The sequence below is a fragment of the Saccharopolyspora sp. NPDC002376 genome, from assembly GCF_053593195.1.
Window position 1 is genome coordinate 13,672 of the sequence record NZ_JBSFBZ010000054.1, and the last position, 16,918, is coordinate 30,589.

The window sequence follows — 16,918 nt, forward strand, 5'->3', positions numbered from 1 at the left end:
AGCGGTCCCGCGAAGATCGGGCAGCTGGACACCACCAAGACCGCGCTGGTGCGCTCGGGGCGCAGCCACCCCGCGCAGCCGGACGGCGGCATCGAGGGCTACCACGCGAAGCGGACGCTGCCGGTGCGGGTGGAACTCGCCCGCCAGCTGCGACGGCGCCGCACCCGGCTGACGCTGGGCTTCCTGGTGGTGCTGCCGGTGTTGCTGCTGCTGTCGTTCGAGATCGGCGACGCCGTCGGACGCGGGCGGACCTTCGCCGACATGGCCACCGAGAGCGGGCTGAACTTCACCGCGTTCACCCTGTTCGCCTCGACCGGCTTCCTGCTGGTCGTGGTGGTGGCGTTGTTCTTCGGCGACACGGTGGCCAGCGAAGCGTCCTGGTCGAGCTTGAAGTACCTGCTCGCAGCGCCGGTCCCACGCGTCCGGATGCTGCGGCAGAAGGCGATCGTCGCCGGACTGCTGTCGGTCTTCGGGCTGGTGCTGCTGACCGCGATCTCACTCGGCGTGGGCGTGCTCTGGTACGGCGCGGGGAATCTGGTGACCCCCACCGGGGAATCGGTGCCGTTCGCCTCCGGGCTGGCGAGCCTGACGGCGGCGACCGCTTACCTGGCCGTGCACCTGACCTGGATCGCAGGCCTGGCGCTGTGGTTGAGCGTGAGCACCGATGCACCGCTCGGCGCGGTCGGTGGCGCGGTCGTGGTGTCGATCCTGTCGGAGATCCTCGACCAGATCAACGCGCTCGGGAGCCTGCGCACCTACCTGCCGACGCACTACTCGACCGCCTACGCCGACCTGCTCGGCGCGGACGTCGACTGGACGGAGGTCGCGCACGGCGCCTTCTCCGCACTGACCTACGCGACGCTGTTCATCGCACTGGCGATCTGGCGCTTCCAGCGCAAGGACATCACGAGCTGACAACTGCTCCGGCTGGTCGCGGTCGTTCCGTCCACCTGCGACCAGCCGGCGGTCGACCCCAGAGTTCCCGACGCTGCGCTGATTAGAATAGCGAAGACCACCCGAACGAGTGATGCGAAGCTCGCGTTCGGACCAGTTCGCACAGGTCAGCTGCGAACGCCGGAACGATCACGCGCGATCCCGCGCCGAGCCGCCTGCGCCCCGCCCGGCGACGACCGCATCGGACCGGATCCGCGACCATGCAGGCGTTTCACCCGAAGCGGTGGCCGATCTAGGCTTAATTCAAGCGTTTCCAAAGGTCAACACCCTCGCTACTGAATCTCCACTAGGGTCGCTAGGATCACTTCGGTGATGAGTTGATCAACAATCGAAACACCAGTAGTCCCGCGGTGACGTCCCCGACCCCCAGGCATCCGGTGCCCGTCGCCGCATCCCCGACCAAGGACGCTGATGTCTGAGTTCCCTTCTACCGCGTCGGAGTCCGAGCGGTTACCCGCGTCGTCTCGCGACGCGGACGATGACCTGCGACCCGAGCTGCAGCGACTGGTCATGCTTCCGCTGGCCGTCCTGGCCGTGCTCGCGATCGCAGCAGCAGTCGTGCTGTCCCTCGACACACCCGTCGAGCTGCAGTACACCGTGCTCGGAATCGGAGCGGTCGGCTGCATAGCCGTGCTGTACGCGGCATACCGCAAGGCCACCGCTACCGCCACCGAGATCAACGACCGGACCGAGGACTCCTCCCGGGATGTCCAGCGGTCCATCGACGACACCGCCCGCCGCGAGCGGCAGTATGTCGACGCGCTGCGCGGCGAGGTCGCGCAGGGCCGGGAAGAACTGCCCCGGCTGGTGGAGCGAGTCCAGGCGGGCGAGCAGCCCGCGCCGAAGTGGCCCACCGGTGAGCCCACGAACAACGATCCGTTCGAGCTGCTGTCCTACGAGATCCGGCAGGCGCAGGCCGCGGCCGAGTTCGCCGTGGTCCGCATGCAGCAGTTCGCCGAGAGCGGCGGGGTCGTCGACCCGAGCGTCGCGGTGTTCGCCAACATCGCCCGCCGCGTGCAGTCGCTGGCGCACCGCGCGATTCAGCGACTCGACGACCTCGAGCAGCGCGTCGAGGACCCGGAACTGCTCAAGGGTCTGTTCGCCGTCGACCACCTGGTCACCGGCGTTCGCCGGCAGGCGGAAAGTCTCGCCGTGCTCGGCGGTTCGATGCCGCGGCGCCAGTGGAGCCAGCCGGTCGCGATGTACACGGTGCTGCGCTCCTCGGTCGCCGAGGTCGAGCACTACGCCCGCGTCAAGGTGGTCCCGCCGGTCGACGGCACGCTGCACGGCCACGCCGTCGCCGACATCATCCACCTGGTCGCTGAGCTCGTCGAGAACGCGACCGCCTTCTCCGAGCCCGACACCCAGGTCACCGTCAGCACCCAGCGGGTCACCGCTGGCCTGGCGATCGACATCCGGGACCGCGGTCTGGGCATGAGCCAGGCCGACCGCAGCGAGCTGAACGACCTGCTCGCCAGCCCCGGCGCCGTGGACCGCGACGAGCGGCTCAAGGACGGCCGGATCGGCCTGTACGTGGTCGCGCAGATCGGTCAGCGGCACCAGGTCGCCGTCGAGCTCGAGAACAACATGTACGGCGGCACGGACGCCCACATCGTGATCCCGAACAAGCTGCTCGGCGAGGACGATGAGGCTCCGGAGCCGGAGAAGTCCCCGGTGGACGCCATCGTGGCCCCGGAACCGACGCCCAAGCCGATCGCTGCGCCCGAACCGGCCCCCGCGCCGGAGCCGGCCCCCAGGCGGGAACCTGCCGCCCGGCGGGAACCGGCCGCTCAGCCGGACCTGCCGTCCCGGCTGGAGCCGGCGCCGAAGCCGGAACCCGCTTCCCGACCGGAGCCGGCGCCGAAGCCAGCACCGGTTGCGCCGGAACCAGCCGTCGAGGCCTGGCCCTCGGCACCCGAACCGGTCGCCGCGCCTGAGAACGGCACTCGCCGCGGGGTGCACCGCGCCCCCGTCGAGGCCATGGTCGGCAGCTCCAACGGGAGTTCCGCGCCGGGCTACGGGCGGCACTCCGGGGTCGTGCCCATTTCCGGGTCCAGCCCTTCGGACACGACCACGACCACCCAGTTCCCGAAAACGCAGATCCCGAGCGAGCCGACCCCAACCGGGCAGTTTCCCGGAGAGAAGGTCCTCATCGACGAGAAGCGCCCGCCGCTACCGCGGCGCGATCGGTCCAAGAGCTACGTCGCCCCGGAGCTCGCCGGCGGTCCCCAAGCCGACGAAGCGCCGCGCGGCGGCCCCAACCCCGGCCTGTGGGCGGCATACCGGCAGGGCGCCGACTCCGAACGACGCCCCGACGAGCAGTCCGGCTGAACCGCTCGCTCCTTCCCCGCATTGATCCCCAAGGAGTTCTATACCGATGGCCAATGACGTGCCCGGTTCAACATCTGATCTGAGCTGGTTGCTCGCAGATCTGATGCGGCGTGTTCCGCACACCCGCTGCGCCCTGCTGGCCTCCTCGGACGGGCTGCGCCGATACCACCACGGACTGGATTCCGACGAGGCCGACGCGCTGGCGGCCTGGGCCGCCGCGCAGTGCTCGCTGGCCCGCAACGCCGGTTACCGCTTCGGTTCCGGCGGCGGAGTTCGGCAGGTGGTGGCGGAGTTCGACGACATCATCTTCTTCGTCTCCGCCGCCGGCCCCGGCGCGGTGCTCGTCGTGCTCGCGACCCCGGAGGCGGACGCGGCGGTGCTGGGCTACGAGATCGCCCAGCTCGTCAAGCGGGTGCCCACGCACCTCACCACCGCTGCGCGGCAGCCCACCGCCGCGCGGAGTTCCGGCGAGCTGGGCAGGTGACGATGTCGGGACCGGAGAAGATGTGGCTGGACAACGAAGCAGGCCCCCTGCTGCGGCCTTACTCGCTCACCAACGGCCGGACCCAACCATCCGCGACGCTGTCGCTGCAGTCGCTCGTGCGGGCCACCGGTCGGCTGACTCCGGAGCGGGTCGAACCGACTCACGCCAGGATGCTGGAGCTCTGCCGGTTCGCCACCTCGGTCGCCGAGGTGTCCGCTCATCTGCGGCAGCCCGCCGTGGTCACCAAAGTACTGCTGTCCGACCTCATCGACTGGGGCGCGATCACCACCCGCGTGCCCACCGAGATGCCAGACCGAGATCAACTGGAGGCGTTGCTGCATGGTCTCCGACAGCTCTGAGCTGTTCCCGACCGCGTTCAAGTTCCTCGTCGCGGGCGGATTCGGCGTCGGGAAGACCACGTTCGTCCGGTCGGTCAGCGAGATCGAACCGCTGACCACCGAGGAGACACTCACCGTCGCCAGCATCGGCACCGATGACCTCACCGGTGTCGGTCAGAAGAAGACCACGACCGTGGCCATGGACTTCGGCCGCATCACGTTCGACCCGCAGAACATCGTGCTGTTCCTGTTCGGCACGCCGGGCCAGGAGCGGTTCTGGTTCATGTGGGAGGACCTGGTGCGCGGCGCGCTGGGCGCGGTGATCCTGGCCGACACTCGGCGGCTGGAGGACTGCTTCGCCGCCGTGGAGTTCTTCGAAGAGCGCGGCATCCAGTTCGTCATCGCCGTCAACCACTTCGAGGGCGGTTTCCACTACCGCCCGGATGAAGTGCGCGAAGCGCTGGACATCAAGCCGCACGTCCCGGTCGTGCCCTGCGATGCGCGGGATCGGCGCTCGGCGGCGTCGGTGCTGGTGCAACTCACCGAACACGTCCTGACATCACGTCCGATGTAGACGCCATTTGGAAGCGGAGTCCCCCGTGGGTGTCTAGCAGCGCCTGATTCCGGTAGACACCCACGGGCCGCGAAGCACCTCGGGGGTGCCCTGACTTGTGGGTGCCAATGCACGGCGTCAGGGCAGTCCTCGCCAGGCGAACGCTGAGAACCCACGGTGCAAGCTGCGAGAGCGGCCCAAACGCCTGGCGGCGCATCAAAGCAAAAGATCAAAACCCGGATCGAAGGCAGTCTCTAAAACGCCTCAGCGTTTCACCTGGTGAAGCGCTGAGGCTCTTCGGTTTTCGGTGCTGGGCAGCACGTGCTGGCTCTGCACGTTCGCGGTCTTCGACGAGGCCGACTTGGCGACCCCGTCGGCGAGCTCCTGGAGCTGCGGCGAGGCGGGGTTTCGGGAGCAATCGAAGTGCTGGGGTGAACACTCCGCGGCCATCCCTTTTCATCGATTGATGCCGAGCTAGTAGTCGTCGGGCTCGTCGTGGTGACCGGAGCATTCGACGTTGACCAGTCACCGGTCAAGCGGGCCGCACAGGCCGCAGAATTCCCTTCTCAGCTCGACCATCGGGTCACGCACCAGCCCGTAGGGGGCGAGTTCCTGGTAAATCACCACGGCATCGCTCGTGCCGTAGAACAAGCACGGCTTGTTCTACTCAATCTGCTTGTAACCAGCAGGACCTGTGAACCATCGTCCATCCGCGGATGCTCTGGATACCCCTCGGTAATTTCAAGCCGAACATCGCAAGGGTTCATCATCGGTATGGCGCCAACAACCCTACTAAGACACCAACAACACTACTAGACTGCGTTCCGCCACCGATCTTGACTCCGACCTGTGATCGACTCCGCTAAAACCAGTGGTAGAGACCGGTTCTCGCGCGACTGGAACTCAAGTAGTGTGTCGCACGATGCACACCGTCGGAGCTTCCGCCTCCCCCGGACAAGGAGTAGGGTTGACGTCATTACACGAGCTCGCGAGCTCAGGTGGCGAACTGTACCAAAATTCCCCCACTGCACCCCCTGGTGTTTCACCTAAAGCGGCGGATATCCTCGAGTTTTTGAGGTGGTATTCGCGGGAGAGGATTGACTCTCCCAGAATGGATAATCGACGTTCCGCTGATCCGTGCCTCGTTCCTGATTTCGCCAGTCATGGACTGTGGGGGCTGCGAGTTCCCGCGCAATACGGTGGGCTCGAACTGAACTACCGGGACACTTTCCGGATTATTGAGCAACTCGCGGCCATTGACTGCAACCTCTTCGTTATGACCGCGGTGCACAACATGGTCGGGATTCCGCCGATCATGGACCACGCATCCGAGGACGTCAAAGCGCAGGTCCTGCCGCTGCTGGCCCAAGGCCGAAGCCTGACCACGAGCGCGGCCAGCGAGCCGGGTATGGGCTCCGACCTGCGCGGCATGACCACGAGCGCAGTCAAGCAGCCCGACGGCAGCTACGTCCTGAACGGGATGAAGCGGTGGATCAGCCTGGGCGGTTCGTCGCAATACCTGAACATCTTCGCGCGCTGCTACGACACGGACGGCACACCGCAGGGCTACACGGGCTTCGTGCTGAACAGCGCGACTCCGGGGTTCGTCGTGGGACCGGAGGTGCGGACGCTGGGACTGCGGGCGGTTCCACAGGTCACCCTGAGACTCGAGGACGTGTGGGTGCCGGCAGAGTGGCGGCTCGGCGCTGAAGGCAACGGGATCGCCGCTGCGAATTCGGCGTTCATGCTCAGCAGGCTCGTGATCGGCGCGGGCAGCGTGGGCGTGATGAAGCGCGCGCTGGAGATCCAGACGCGGTACGCAACGCGCCGCCCCGTGGCCACCGGCCTGCTGATCGACAACGGCCGGACCCAGCAGATCCTCACCGAGGCAGTGGCCGCAACCCAGGCCATCGAGCTCCTGATGGATCACATCACCACGATCCTCGACCGAGGCGATCAGCCCCACGAGCTGCTCTATTTCGTCGCCAAAATCATGGGGTCCGAGGAGATGTTCAGCGTCGTGGACCGCGCCGTGCAGATGCTGGGCGGGCGCGGCTTCCTCGACACCAACGTCGTCGGGCAGTTCTACCGGGACTACCGGCTGCTGCGGATCTTCGAGGGTGCGACCGAGGCAGTCACCCTCTACACCGGGCTGAAAATCGGCCGCTCCCCGGCCACCTTCAGAGAGCTCGTCGGCGCCATCCCCGGCGTGTCCCGGCATGTCGCGGGCCTCATCGACGAGGCCGAGCAGTTCATCTCGCTCCACGATCGCACCGAGCAGGCCCAGCACATTCGATTCAACGTGCTCGGCGACCTGCTGTGCTGGAGCATTCTGGCCGCGCTGACGAGCGCGGCGGCATTCCGGAGCGAGATGCACGGCATCACCGCTGAGTGGTGTGAGCACCGCCTGCGCCGGAGGCTCATGGACGCCCACCGCGATGTGCGGCTGGACCTGCCGAGCAAATCGACGCTGCTCCAGCACATCGCCGGCTATGAGGCGGACATCGGCGACACCGACCAGCGCAGGCCCGGCGAAGAGCACGCTTTCGACCCGCTCCTGCAGCGGAACATCGGCTCAGCCAACACGCGATGACGGGGCGCGGTGCGACGCGCACGGGCTGATCAATCCCCGGACAGCCCACGTGAGTCGCACCGCACCATCGACGATCAGCGCGACGCTTCCCCTTGCGGCCCGCGCTGCTGAATGCTCCGCATCACCCGGTTCGCGAAGTCCTTGATCAGCGGCACGTCCCACTTACGCTGTTCCGTGTCCACCACGCACACCGTGCCCAGGCGGGTGCCGTCGCTGTCGCGCAGCGCCATCCCGAGGTAGCTCTCGACCGCCATGTTCTCGACGAGCACGTTCCCGACGAAGAACCTCGGGTGGTCGGCCACGTTCTCCAGTGGGAACGCAACCTCGCGCTTCATCGTGTGCGGGCACCACCCCGCGTCCTTCGGCATCTTCGTCAGCGTGGAGGTGTCTCCTTCTTCCATGTGGATCCCGACGAAGTTCTGGTTCGTGTCGTCGAAGATGTTGACCACCGCGGCGGTGGCTCCAAACGCTTTCGCCATCTCTGCCGCGTAGTCGTTGAGCTCCCGGTCTCGTTCCACGCCCAACAGCCCGTACTCGCGGAGACGAGCTACCCGCCTCTTCGCGGCCTCGTCAGGGTCGTGGTGCTCCAACCGGTCCTGGGTTTCGTCGAAACTCAAAAGTCCATCCTTTCGGAGTGGTCAGGCCGCAGCGGCCTGACCGCCCTCCGCTTGCCCCTGTGGGGGGAGCGTCGTAACTGCGTGGAGGATAGCGACTGCATGCCGTTGATCAACGACTGCCGTCCGGAAACCAATACACCGAGGCCGCGGCCCCGCAAGTGCTGAAACGTCGGCGTCATTCACGCGGTGAGACTTTGCGCCAGTCCTCGACACGGAGGAAGGCCCGGCGGAGCACTTCCAGGATCGGATCGTCGGTCATGACGCCTCCACGTGCTGATGCGCTGGTGCTCGAGACCGAGTTGGGAAACGAGCAGTACGCCTTCATCGGCTGGGGTGCAGTCTATCTCGGAGAAAAACCTTGCCTCCGGAGTGGTGGATCATGGAGTTCATGGATGCCGAACAGGTCTGCGGATGTGTCGGCCACGGCTCCGATTCGGTCTGGCAGGAGTGTTGTGCTCCGCTGGCGTGAACGAGAGTGCGGGGCCGTACGTCTTCGACATCCATGCGATTCGCCCCAACCGCCGATGGGAAGCCGCACATCGACCAGGGTGCGCCCTTCATCGTGCTGCCCTGATCAGACCGTGCTGGTGCCCGGCTCTGCTTTCGCAGCAGTTGGTTTCGTCGGTGGCGCAGTGGCGACGGGTTCGGTCACCACGCCCGCCGGAGGCCGTGCCGCCGCCCCGGACTCTGCCGTGGCACGTCTGTAGTCACACCATTGACCGCGCTGAACGCTTGACGGTCACACATCGTTGATCTTCGCCTTGCCGATGTCCCGGTTATCACACCGACCAAACCCGTCCGTGATGATTTTTTCCGCACCATCGCGCCGCAGAACCGTTGCCCGGCAAGGGAATTCAGCCGCCGCGTGCTAACCTCGAGGGCACAGTTCGGACCGTTTCGACGACTCGAGTGACGCCATGGAGACGTTCGAATGCGACGTCAAGCGCTGGCCGGGCGGCAGCAGCGACCTGCTCGCCGGGGTGCAGCGCGGCAAGCTGGCGCTGGCGCTGGTGCACCTGCCGGTGCACGCCGAGGGCATCGAGGTGTTCGAGGTGATGCGCGAGCCGCTGGGCGCGGTGCTGCCCGCCACCGAGTTCGGCTCCCGGACCTCGGTCTCACGAGCTGGTCAACCACACCTACGCCAGCCCGGCCGCGCGGATGCTGCCCAGCTACTTCGACGAGGTGGAGGTGCGGCTGCGGGCCGCCGGGATCCACCGCCGGATGGCGGTGAACACCGGTGATTACGGCAGCACCAGCGAATTGGTCGCCAACGGCGGCGCGTTCTCCATTTCCATGCTGGATCCGGAAAGCGGAATGCGCAAGCACCGCAGCGAGAACACCGTGATACTGCCGTTCGAGGATTTCGACGCGGCGCTGGCGACCGGTTTAATCTGGCGACAGGACCGCACCGAAAGCCACTCCGACCTGCGCAAACTCGTCAAATCAGCGAAGTCGGCATTGTCATGGTGCCGCTAATCGATTGAACCGCCCTCTCCCCCGACCTAATGTAGCTAGCGAAGCGCGTAATCCATCGGGCCAATCGAGGCACCATTACACCATCACTCGATGCCGGCGGCGTCCATTCCTCGGAGTTCCTTCTTCAGGTCGTGGATTTCGTCTCGGAGGCGGGCCGCGAGTTCGAACTGGAGCTCTCGGGCCGCGTTCATCATCTGGTCGTTGAGCTGCTGGACCAGGTCCGCCAGTTCCGCGCGGGGCATCGACTTGATGTCGCGGTCTTCCAGCAGGCCTGCGCTGGCCACCGCTTCGCCGGTCGGCTTCTTGCCGCGCGACACGTTGCGGCCCGAACCGCCCACCGCCACCGAATCCTCGGTGTCCTCGGACTCGGTGTAGACGCGGTCCAGGATGTCGGCGATCTTCTTCCGCAGCGGCTGCGGGTCGATGCCGCGCTCTTCGTTGTAGGCGATCTGCTTGGCGCGGCGGCGGTTGGTCTCGTCGATGGCGTGCTGCATCGAGTCGGTCATCCGGTCCGCGTACATGTGCACTTCGCCGGAGACGTTTCGCGCCGCACGCCCGATCGTCTGCACCAAACTCGTTCCGGAGCGCAGGAAACCCTCCTTGTCGGCGTCCAAGATGGACACCAAGGAGACCTCTGGCAGGTCCAGGCCCTCGCGCAGCAGGTTGATGCCGACCAGCACGTCGTACTCCCCGAGCCGCAGCTGCCGCAGCAGCTCGACCCGGCGCAGGGTGTCCACCTCGGAGTGCAGGTACCGCACCCGGATGCCCAGCTCGAGCAGGTAGTCGGTGAGGTCCTCGGCCATCTTCTTGGTCAGCGTGGTGACCAGCACCCGCTCGTCGCGCTCGGCGCGCTCCCGGATCTCGTGGACCAGGTCGTCGATCTGGCCCTCGGTGGGCTTGACGACCACCTGGGGGTCGACCAGCCCGGTCGGGCGGATCACCTGCTCGACGAACTCGCCGCCGGCCTGCGCCATCTCGTAGGGGCCCGGCGTGGCCGACAGGTACACCGACTGGCCGATCCGGTCGGCGAATTCCTCGAAGGTCAGCGGCCGGTTGTCCAGCGCGCTGGGCAGCCGGAAGCCGTGCTCGACCAGGGTCCGCTTGCGCGAGGCGTCGCCCTCGTACATGCCACCGACCTGCGGCACCGTCACGTGCGACTCGTCGATGATCAGCAGGAAGTCGTCCGGGAAGTAGTCGATCAACGTCGCCGGCGCCGTTCCGGCCGCGCGGTCGTCGATGTGCCGCGAGTAGTTCTCGATGCCGGAGCAGAAGCCGACCTGGCGCATCATCTCGATGTCGTACTGGGTGCGCATCCGCAGCCGCTGGGCCTCCAGCAGCTTGTTCTGCTTCTCCATCCGGTCGAGCTGCTCCTCGAGCTCGGCCTCGATGCCGCGGATCGCCTTCTCCATCCGGTCCGGTCCCGCCACGTAGTGCGTCGCCGGGAAGATCCGCAGGTCGCGCACCTCGCGCACGATCGCACCGGTCATCGGGTGCAGGTAGTACAGCCGGTCGATCTCGTCGCCGAAGAACTCCACCCGCACCGCGAGCTCCTCGTATGCGGGGATGATCTCCACCGTGTCGCCGCGTGCCCGGAAGGTGCCGCGAGCGAAGGCGATGTCGTTGCGGGTGTACTGCACGTCCACCAGCGCGCGCAGGAACACGTCCCGGTCGATCTCCCCGCCGACCGTCAGCGGGATGGACCGGTCCAGGTACGACTGCGGCGTGCCCAGACCGTAGATGCACGACACCGAGGAGACCACCACGCAGTCGCGGCGGCTGAGCAAGTTCGAGGTGGCCGAGTGGCGCAGCCGTTCGACGTCCTCGTTGATCGAGGAGTCCTTCTCGATGTAGGTGTCGGTCTGCGGGACGTAGGCCTCGGGCTGGTAGTAGTCGTAGTAGCTGACGAAGTACTCCACGGCGTTGTCCGGGAAGAATCCGCGCAGCTCGTTGGCCATCTGGGCGGCCAGGGTCTTGTTCGGCTCCAGCACCAGGGTGGGGCGCTGCACCCGCTCGATCAGCCAGGCCGTGGTGGCCGACTTACCGGTACCGGTGGCACCGAGCAGGACCACGTCCTTCTCGCCCGAGTTGATCCGGCGCTCCAGGTCCTCGATGGCCTTGGGCTGGTCACCGGCAGGCTGGTAGTCGCTCACCATGCGGAACCGGCCGTCGGCCCGCGGGATGTCGCTGACCGGCCGGAACTCGGAGTGCGCCAGTACGGGGTGCTCAGTCGCGAATGCCACGGAACCCAGCGTACGAGCACCCACCGACATCATGTCGCGTCACGGGATGCCCGAACCGCTTCCAGGGCGAATAATGGGTTGCGTCACGCCAGTGCGGGAGGTGATGCGATGTCTAGCAGCACACCTATCGCTGGGCATCCTGATCTCAGCGAGATGCGCATGCGTTACGAGCGGGCGTCGGAGACACCGACTGCTCAGGTGGCGGACGGGCTGGTCGTGCTGAGCGGTCTGTTCGTCGCGCTGTCACCGTGGATCACCGGGTTCTACGCCAGCACCCCATCGCTGGCGCTGAACAACCTGGTGACCGGCCTTACCGCGGCCGTCCTGGGGTTGTCGTTCGCGGCGGCCTTCCACCGCACCCACGGAATCGCCTGGACCTGCCCGGTGCTGGGCGTGTGGACGATCGTGTCGGTGTTCGTGATGAGCGGGACGGCGATCATGACCAGCACCGTGCTGTGCAACGTCATCGGCGGGGCGATCCTGGTACTCGCGGGTTTGGGCACGATGGCCCCGGCCTTCGCCACCCGCGCCTCGACCTGACCCCAACCGATCGGGAGGTGACAGGACAACAGTGGTGAACAGTTAGCGGGCGCGACGACCTTCGGACGTCGCGCCCGCCGCATACAGTGGTCCTGTGACCACGCAGCGCGAGATTGCTGAAGAGCTCGGACTTCCCGTGCACCCGCCCAAGGTCGAGGTGTTCGACCTGGTTGCGGGGACCAACACCGATCCCAAGGGCCACGTGCGCACCGTGCAGCGCTTCCACCGCGAGCCCTTCGGCCTCTACCTCGCCCGGATCATGCCGGGCCACCCGCAGCTCGCCGCCCTCGAGTCCTGGCTGCTGCCCTCGCTCGGCCTGCGCGTGACCCGCTGGGACTGGCAGCCCGGCCACGAGCGGGACCTGGACTTCTACCTGGACGTGGTGGACGTCGAAGTCGGCGAGCAGCAGTGGCGGACCGTCGACCACTACCTGGACGTCGAGGTCCGAACCCACCGCAGCGCGGATCTGCTGGACGCCGATGAGTTCGTCCTGGCGGTGCGGGCGGAGCTGCTCGATGCCGAGACCGCGCAGAGGGCGATGGAGCGCGCGTATGCCGCTGTCGACGGGCTCGCGCGGCACGGTTACGACCTGTCCGCGTGGCTGCGGGAGCAAGAGATCGAGCTGTCCTGGAACGGGCAACCCGTTGACGATCCCGTACCCGGCCAGCGGAGGCTACCGCCAACCCGGTGATGCCCGTGGCCAGCGCGAATCGATATCCGACGAGCGCTGAAAAGTTACGTTAAAACCGATCGACGATGATCTCCAGCCGCGCTTTTCCCGCTACTCTCCGAAACCGTGGCGGCTCCGATTTCTCCCCAATTGGTTGAAGTCATCGACGTGTTCAGCTCGCAGCGCACCCATCCCTCCGGGTTCGTTCACCATTTGGAGGTGTGCCACGTCGAGCGGTGGGGTCTGGCGGTGGAATGTCCCACCCCGGACGCGCCGGACCACGCCGCCGAGATCACCTGGCTGCTGCCCGATCTCGGGCTCCGGCTGACCCGCTACCGCCCGCGCAGCAGGCATTCGCGACCGGGGCCGAGCACTCTCACCGCGGTCCGCATCAAGCGCGAAACCCGGTCCTGGACGACAATCGACCTCTTGCTCGGGCTGGAGGTCCGAGACCGCGGCCGCGCGCGCATCACCCACGCCGCCGAGTTCGCCACCGCAGTCGCCACCGGCGCGCTGCACCGCGGCGAAGCGGACTACGCGCTGCACACGGTGCACCGGACCTTGAACGAGGTCACCCGCCACCGCGACCTGAACCAGTGGCTGGCCCACCGAGGCATCTTCGACCTCTGGTGACGTCAGTTTTGCCTACCAGTCCGGTTTCGCGTGCTCGGCGGTGCCGATGTCGCGCAGCTTCCAGTAGGCCCAGAAGGTGCCGAACACCCCGACCGGCACCGAGACCAGATTAAACGGCAACGGCGCCAGCCTCCGCGACATCCCGGGCACGCTGTTCCTGGGCGGCGGTTTCCCGGTGACCGCGGGCTCCTCGGGCGCCGGCATCGGCGTCGTGGGTGCGCCCGCTGACCTGGATGAGGAGTTCGCCAGCGCCGGTCTGCAGGCCATCCAGGGCGAGCTGTGCTAAGCCACTGATCCGGTCCCCGACACCGCAGGGACCGGTCGGCCGAGAATCGCGAACATCCTCCGCTCAACCCCCTGAACCAGGTGGGGGGCGAGCATCCTCCCCCCCAGACCCCCAGCCGAGCACAAAACGACGGGCGCCTCGAGTCTCCTAAGGACTCGAAGCGCCCGTCAGTCTTGGGTCACGGGATCCAGTTGGTTTTTTCTGCCCAGGTCCAGGCTTCGGGGAGGGCTTTGGCGAACCAGGGTTCTTTGGCGTCCGCGTAGGCGTCGTGGTCCGGGTCGGTCGCGTGGGCGTTCGCGACTCCTCGTTTGAGGGCGAGGTATTCGGCCCGGGCCGCTTCATTCGCTCGCAGCCAGGCCGGGAATAGGAGGGCGACTCGTTGGCCCGGGGTGCCGTCCACTCGGACGTGGAGGTTCACGTATCGGGCCGGGTCCGCCGAGACGTGGATGCGCTTCTCCCAGAGCTGCGGGTCCGGGGCGAAGTCGTGCGGGGTGTCGCCGCGGATCTCCGGGATCTGCGGGAATCCTGCTTCGACGAGGGAATCGGCGAGCTCGTCGGCGTCTGCCAGGGACCGGACCGTGAGCTGCAGGTCGATGATGTCCTTCGCTGGCAGGCCCGCGACCGACGTCGAACCGATGTGGTCGACGCGCACCGCCTTGTCTCCCGCAGCTCGTTCGATCCGGTTGATCAAGCAGCGGGCCTGGCGCGGCCAGTCCGGGTTCGGGTCGACCAGCCGTGGGGAGCGCTTCGGCGGACGGCGACGCAGCCGCACGTTCGCCTCGAAGGGCGCCAGCCGGTCCCGCCACAGCGCGTCGACCTCGGCGATGATCTCATCGACGGGGCCGCTGTTGTCCAGCCACACGTCGGCGACCTCGCGCCGCTGCTCGGTGGTGGTCTGCGCGGCGATGCGCGCTCGGGCGTCTTCCTCGGTCAGACCGCGCTCCACCAGCCGGTGCACGCGCTCGCCCTCCGGCGCGTCGACGATGACCACGAGGTGGTAGTTCGGCGCGTAACCGGCCTCCACCAGCAGCGGCACGTCGTGCACCACCACCGCGTCCGCAGGGGCCTGCGCCATCCGCTCGGCGGTCAGGGCGTGGATCTTGGGGTGCGTGATGGCGTTGAGGTCCGCTCGGGCCTGATCGCTGGCGAAAGCCTTGGCCGCCAGCGCGGGGCGGTTCAATGCGCCGTCGGCGTCCAGCACGTCCTCGCCGAACCGCTCGACGATCTCCGCCAGGCCCGGACTGCCCGGCTGCACGACCTCCCGGGCCAGCACGTCGGCGTCGATGAGCACTGCGCCGAGTTCCACCAACCGCCCGGCCACTGTCGACTTGCCCGACCCGATCCCACCGCTCAATCCCACTCGCAACACGCGGCCCATCTTGCCAGCCCGCCCACCCGTCCGGGACGCCCCGAAACGAAAAGCGGCCCCGCACCTCAGAAGGTGCGGGGCCGCTTCGCTTCAGCCGTCAGGCTTCAAGCTCACGCACCGCCGGAGAGCTTCTCCCGCAGCGCAGCCAGCTGCGCGTCGCTGGCCAGCGAGCCGCTGTCCTGCTCGTCGCTGGAGGCCGACGAGTAGTTGCCACCGCCGGTCGCCGACTCCTCGCCACCACCGGCAGCGGCGGCCGCAGCGGCCTCCGCGTCGGCCTGGCGGGCCTTGGCGATCTGCGCGATGTGCTTCTCGTAGCGGGTGTGCGCCTCGGCGTACTGGCGCTCCCACTCCTCGCGCTGGGTCTCGTAGCCCTCGGTCCACTCCTGGGTCTCCGGGTCGAAGCCCTCGGGGTAGATGTAGTTGCCCTCGTTGTCGTACTCGGCCGCCATCCCGTACTGGGTGGGGTCGAACTCCGAGTCCGGGCTGAAGCCCTCGTTGGCCTGCTTCAGCGACAGCGAGATGCGACGACGCTCGAGGTCGATGTCGATGACCTTGATCATGACCTCGTCACCGACCTGGACGACCTGCTCCGGGATCTCCACGTGGCGCTCGGCCAGCTCGGAGATGTGGACCAGACCCTCGATGCCCTCGTCGACGCGCACGAACGCACCGAACGGAACCAGCTTGGTGACCTTGCCCGGCACGATCTGACCGATCGCGTGGGTGCGGGCGAACTGGCGCCACGGGTCTTCCTGGGTGGCCTTCAGCGACAGCGAGACGCGCTCGCGGTCCATGTCCACGTCGAGGACCTCGACGGTGACTTCCTGGCCGACCTCGACAACCTCGGACGGGTGGTCGATGTGCTTCCAGGACAGCTCCGAGACGTGCACCAGACCGTCAACGCCACCGAGGTCGACGAACGCACCGAAGTTGACGATGGAGGACACGACGCCCTTGCGGACCTGGCCCTTCTGCAGCTGGTTGAGGAACTCGCTGCGGACCTCGGACTGGGTCTGCTCAAGCCAGGCGCGACGGGACAGGACCACGTTGTTGCGGTTCTTGTCCAGCTCGATGATCTTGGCCTCGAGCTCGCGGCCCACGTAGGGCTGCAGGTCGCGGACGCGGCGCATCTCGACCAGGGACGCCGGCAGGAAGCCGCGCAGCCCGATGTCGAGGATGAGGCCGCCCTTGACGACCTCGATGACGGTGCCGCGCACGGGCTCGTCCTTCTCCTTGAGCTCCTCGATGGTGCCCCAGGCGCGCTCGTACTGCGCACGCTTCTTGGAGAGGATCAGCCGGCCTTCCTTGTCCTCCTTCTGGAGGACGAGGGCCTCGACGAAGTCGCCAACGGTGACGACCTCGGCGGGATCGACGTCGTGCTTGATCGACAGTTCGCGGGACGGAATGACGCCCTCGGTCTTGTAGCCGATGTCAAGCAGCACCTCGTCACGGTCGACCTTGACGATGGTGCCCTCAACAATGTCCCCATCGTTGAAGTACTTGATGGTCTGGTCGACGGCGGCGAGGAAGTCCTCCTCCGTCCCGACGTCGTTCACTGCGACCTGCGGCTTGGTGGCGGCTGCAGTCGGGACGGTGGTGGTGTCGGTGGACATCAGGTGGGTTGCTCCGGTACGGATAGTTTGGTCGCTGGTTCTGCGTTTTCAGTGCGCTGCGGGCGTCCGAACCCAGGTCCAACCGGCGGCTGGACCGCGAGGTCCGACTCCCCCGAATCCCCTCGCTCCACCGGGTGCGACCCGGCTCGGCGACGGCGACGGTGGAAGACCCACGACGCGTGCGGTATCGTACGCGCTCTCTCGATCGCCAGGCAAACTGC

At 67.1% G+C, this 16,918-nt stretch carries 17 protein-coding genes; 12 read left to right on the forward strand and 5 right to left on the reverse strand.

Annotated features, from left to right (window positions below; all coding sequences use genetic code 11):
* The first annotated feature begins 24 nt into the window (after nt 1–24).
* The 5 genes from ACWCO2_RS28630 (at nt 25) to ACWCO2_RS28650 (ending at nt 4,681) form a co-directional block, all read left to right on the forward strand.
* Nucleotides 25–915, forward strand: coding sequence for an ABC transporter permease (locus ACWCO2_RS28630; protein WP_450130924.1), 891 nt, complete (start codon nt 25–27; stop codon nt 913–915).
* A gap of 450 nt (nt 916–1,365) precedes the next feature.
* The gene (locus tag ACWCO2_RS28635) at nt 1,366–3,285 is read left to right on the forward strand and encodes a sensor histidine kinase (protein WP_450130887.1); all 1,920 of its coding nucleotides are present in this window, start codon (nt 1,366–1,368) and stop codon (nt 3,283–3,285) included.
* Nucleotides 3,286–3,331: 46 nt separating this feature from the next.
* Entirely contained in the window at nt 3,332–3,769 is a 438-nt protein-coding gene (locus ACWCO2_RS28640) for a roadblock/LC7 domain-containing protein (RefSeq protein ID WP_450130888.1), read from the forward strand.
* A gap of 2 nt (nt 3,770–3,771) precedes the next feature.
* Nucleotides 3,772–4,128, forward strand: coding sequence for a DUF742 domain-containing protein (locus ACWCO2_RS28645; RefSeq protein WP_450130925.1), 357 nt, complete (start codon nt 3,772–3,774; stop codon nt 4,126–4,128).
* Nucleotides 4,109–4,681: a GTP-binding protein gene (locus ACWCO2_RS28650; RefSeq protein ID WP_450130889.1), complete on the forward strand. Its 573-nt coding sequence runs from the start codon at nt 4,109–4,111 to the stop codon at nt 4,679–4,681. Before ACWCO2_RS28645 ends, ACWCO2_RS28650 begins: the two co-directional genes overlap by 20 nt.
* A 504-nt stretch (nt 4,682–5,185) precedes the next feature.
* Here the strand turns inward: ACWCO2_RS28650 and ACWCO2_RS28655 are convergent.
* The gene (locus tag ACWCO2_RS28655; protein ID WP_450130890.1) at nt 5,186–5,311 is read right to left on the reverse strand and encodes a hypothetical protein; all 126 of its coding nucleotides are present in this window, start codon (nt 5,309–5,311) and stop codon (nt 5,186–5,188) included.
* Between the two features lie 316 nt (nt 5,312–5,627).
* Between ACWCO2_RS28655 and ACWCO2_RS28660 the strand changes: the two genes are divergently transcribed.
* Nucleotides 5,628–7,253 (forward strand): acyl-CoA dehydrogenase family protein, encoded by a 1,626-nt coding sequence (locus ACWCO2_RS28660; protein WP_450130891.1) that lies wholly within the window; start codon nt 5,628–5,630, stop codon nt 7,251–7,253.
* A gap of 74 nt (nt 7,254–7,327) precedes the next feature.
* On the opposite strand, the gene ACWCO2_RS28665 is transcribed toward ACWCO2_RS28660, so the two are convergent.
* The gene (locus tag ACWCO2_RS28665) at nt 7,328–7,870 is read right to left on the reverse strand and encodes a GAF domain-containing protein (RefSeq protein ID WP_450130892.1); all 543 of its coding nucleotides are present in this window, start codon (nt 7,868–7,870) and stop codon (nt 7,328–7,330) included.
* Nucleotides 7,871–8,787: 917 nt separating this feature from the next.
* On the opposite strand from ACWCO2_RS28665, the gene ACWCO2_RS28670 reads away from it, so the two are divergent.
* Nucleotides 8,788–9,111: a hypothetical protein gene (locus ACWCO2_RS28670; protein ID WP_450130893.1), complete on the forward strand. Its 324-nt coding sequence runs from the start codon at nt 8,788–8,790 to the stop codon at nt 9,109–9,111.
* Nucleotides 9,092–9,346 carry a hypothetical protein gene (locus ACWCO2_RS28675; protein ID WP_450130894.1) on the forward strand — a complete coding sequence of 85 codons (255 nt, stop codon included), beginning with the start codon at nt 9,092–9,094 and terminating at the stop codon, nt 9,344–9,346. Before ACWCO2_RS28670 ends, ACWCO2_RS28675 begins: the two co-directional genes overlap by 20 nt.
* Before the next feature lie 83 nt (nt 9,347–9,429).
* On the opposite strand, the gene uvrB is transcribed toward ACWCO2_RS28675, so the two are convergent.
* On the reverse strand, nt 9,430–11,586 hold the full coding sequence (uvrB, locus tag ACWCO2_RS28680) for an excinuclease ABC subunit UvrB (protein ID WP_450130895.1): 2,157 nt from the start codon (nt 11,584–11,586) through the stop codon (nt 9,430–9,432).
* Between the two features lie 108 nt (nt 11,587–11,694).
* Here uvrB and ACWCO2_RS28685 point away from each other — a divergent pair, with 108 nt between their 5' ends.
* The 4 genes from ACWCO2_RS28685 to ACWCO2_RS28700 all read left to right on the forward strand — a co-directional run bounded on the left by ACWCO2_RS28685 (nt 11,695) and on the right by ACWCO2_RS28700 (nt 13,715).
* Entirely contained in the window at nt 11,695–12,126 is a 432-nt protein-coding gene (locus ACWCO2_RS28685) for an SPW repeat protein (RefSeq protein WP_450130896.1), read from the forward strand.
* A gap of 94 nt (nt 12,127–12,220) precedes the next feature.
* Entirely contained in the window at nt 12,221–12,817 is a 597-nt protein-coding gene (locus ACWCO2_RS28690; protein WP_450130897.1) for a DUF402 domain-containing protein, read from the forward strand.
* Nucleotides 12,818–13,015: 198 nt separating this feature from the next.
* The gene (locus tag ACWCO2_RS28695; RefSeq protein WP_450130898.1) at nt 13,016–13,429 is read left to right on the forward strand and encodes a hypothetical protein; all 414 of its coding nucleotides are present in this window, start codon (nt 13,016–13,018) and stop codon (nt 13,427–13,429) included.
* Nucleotides 13,430–13,505: 76 nt separating this feature from the next.
* Nucleotides 13,506–13,715 carry a heme-binding protein gene (locus ACWCO2_RS28700; protein WP_450130899.1) on the forward strand — a complete coding sequence of 70 codons (210 nt, stop codon included), beginning with the start codon at nt 13,506–13,508 and terminating at the stop codon, nt 13,713–13,715.
* Between the two features lie 178 nt (nt 13,716–13,893).
* On the opposite strand, the gene coaE is transcribed toward ACWCO2_RS28700, so the two are convergent.
* Nucleotides 13,894–15,084, reverse strand: coding sequence for a dephospho-CoA kinase (gene coaE, locus ACWCO2_RS28705; RefSeq protein WP_450130900.1), 1,191 nt, complete (start codon nt 15,082–15,084; stop codon nt 13,894–13,896).
* Between the two features lie 110 nt (nt 15,085–15,194).
* Nucleotides 15,195–16,697 (reverse strand): 30S ribosomal protein S1, encoded by a 1,503-nt coding sequence (gene rpsA / locus ACWCO2_RS28710; RefSeq protein WP_270953168.1) that lies wholly within the window; start codon nt 16,695–16,697, stop codon nt 15,195–15,197.
* Nucleotides 16,698–16,918 lie beyond the last annotated feature (221 nt).

Bases quoted from the DNA above. Each gene is read 5' to 3' on its own strand.
- ACWCO2_RS28675 (WP_450130894.1), top strand. From the start codon at position 9,092: ATGGCGGTGAACACCGGTGATTACGGCAGCACCAGCGAATTGGTCGCC.
- rpsA (WP_270953168.1), bottom strand. From the start codon at position 16,697: ATGTCCACCGACACCACCACCGTCCCGACTGCAGCCGCCACCAAGCCG.
- ACWCO2_RS28645 (WP_450130925.1), top strand. From the start codon at position 3,772: ATGTCGGGACCGGAGAAGATGTGGCTGGACAACGAAGCAGGCCCCCTG.
- ACWCO2_RS28635 (WP_450130887.1), top strand. From the start codon at position 1,366: ATGTCTGAGTTCCCTTCTACCGCGTCGGAGTCCGAGCGGTTACCCGCG.
- ACWCO2_RS28685 (WP_450130896.1), top strand. From the start codon at position 11,695: ATGTCTAGCAGCACACCTATCGCTGGGCATCCTGATCTCAGCGAGATG.
- ACWCO2_RS28640 (WP_450130888.1), top strand. From the start codon at position 3,332: ATGGCCAATGACGTGCCCGGTTCAACATCTGATCTGAGCTGGTTGCTC.
- ACWCO2_RS28670 (WP_450130893.1), top strand. From the start codon at position 8,788: ATGGAGACGTTCGAATGCGACGTCAAGCGCTGGCCGGGCGGCAGCAGC.
- ACWCO2_RS28650 (WP_450130889.1), top strand. From the start codon at position 4,109: ATGGTCTCCGACAGCTCTGAGCTGTTCCCGACCGCGTTCAAGTTCCTC.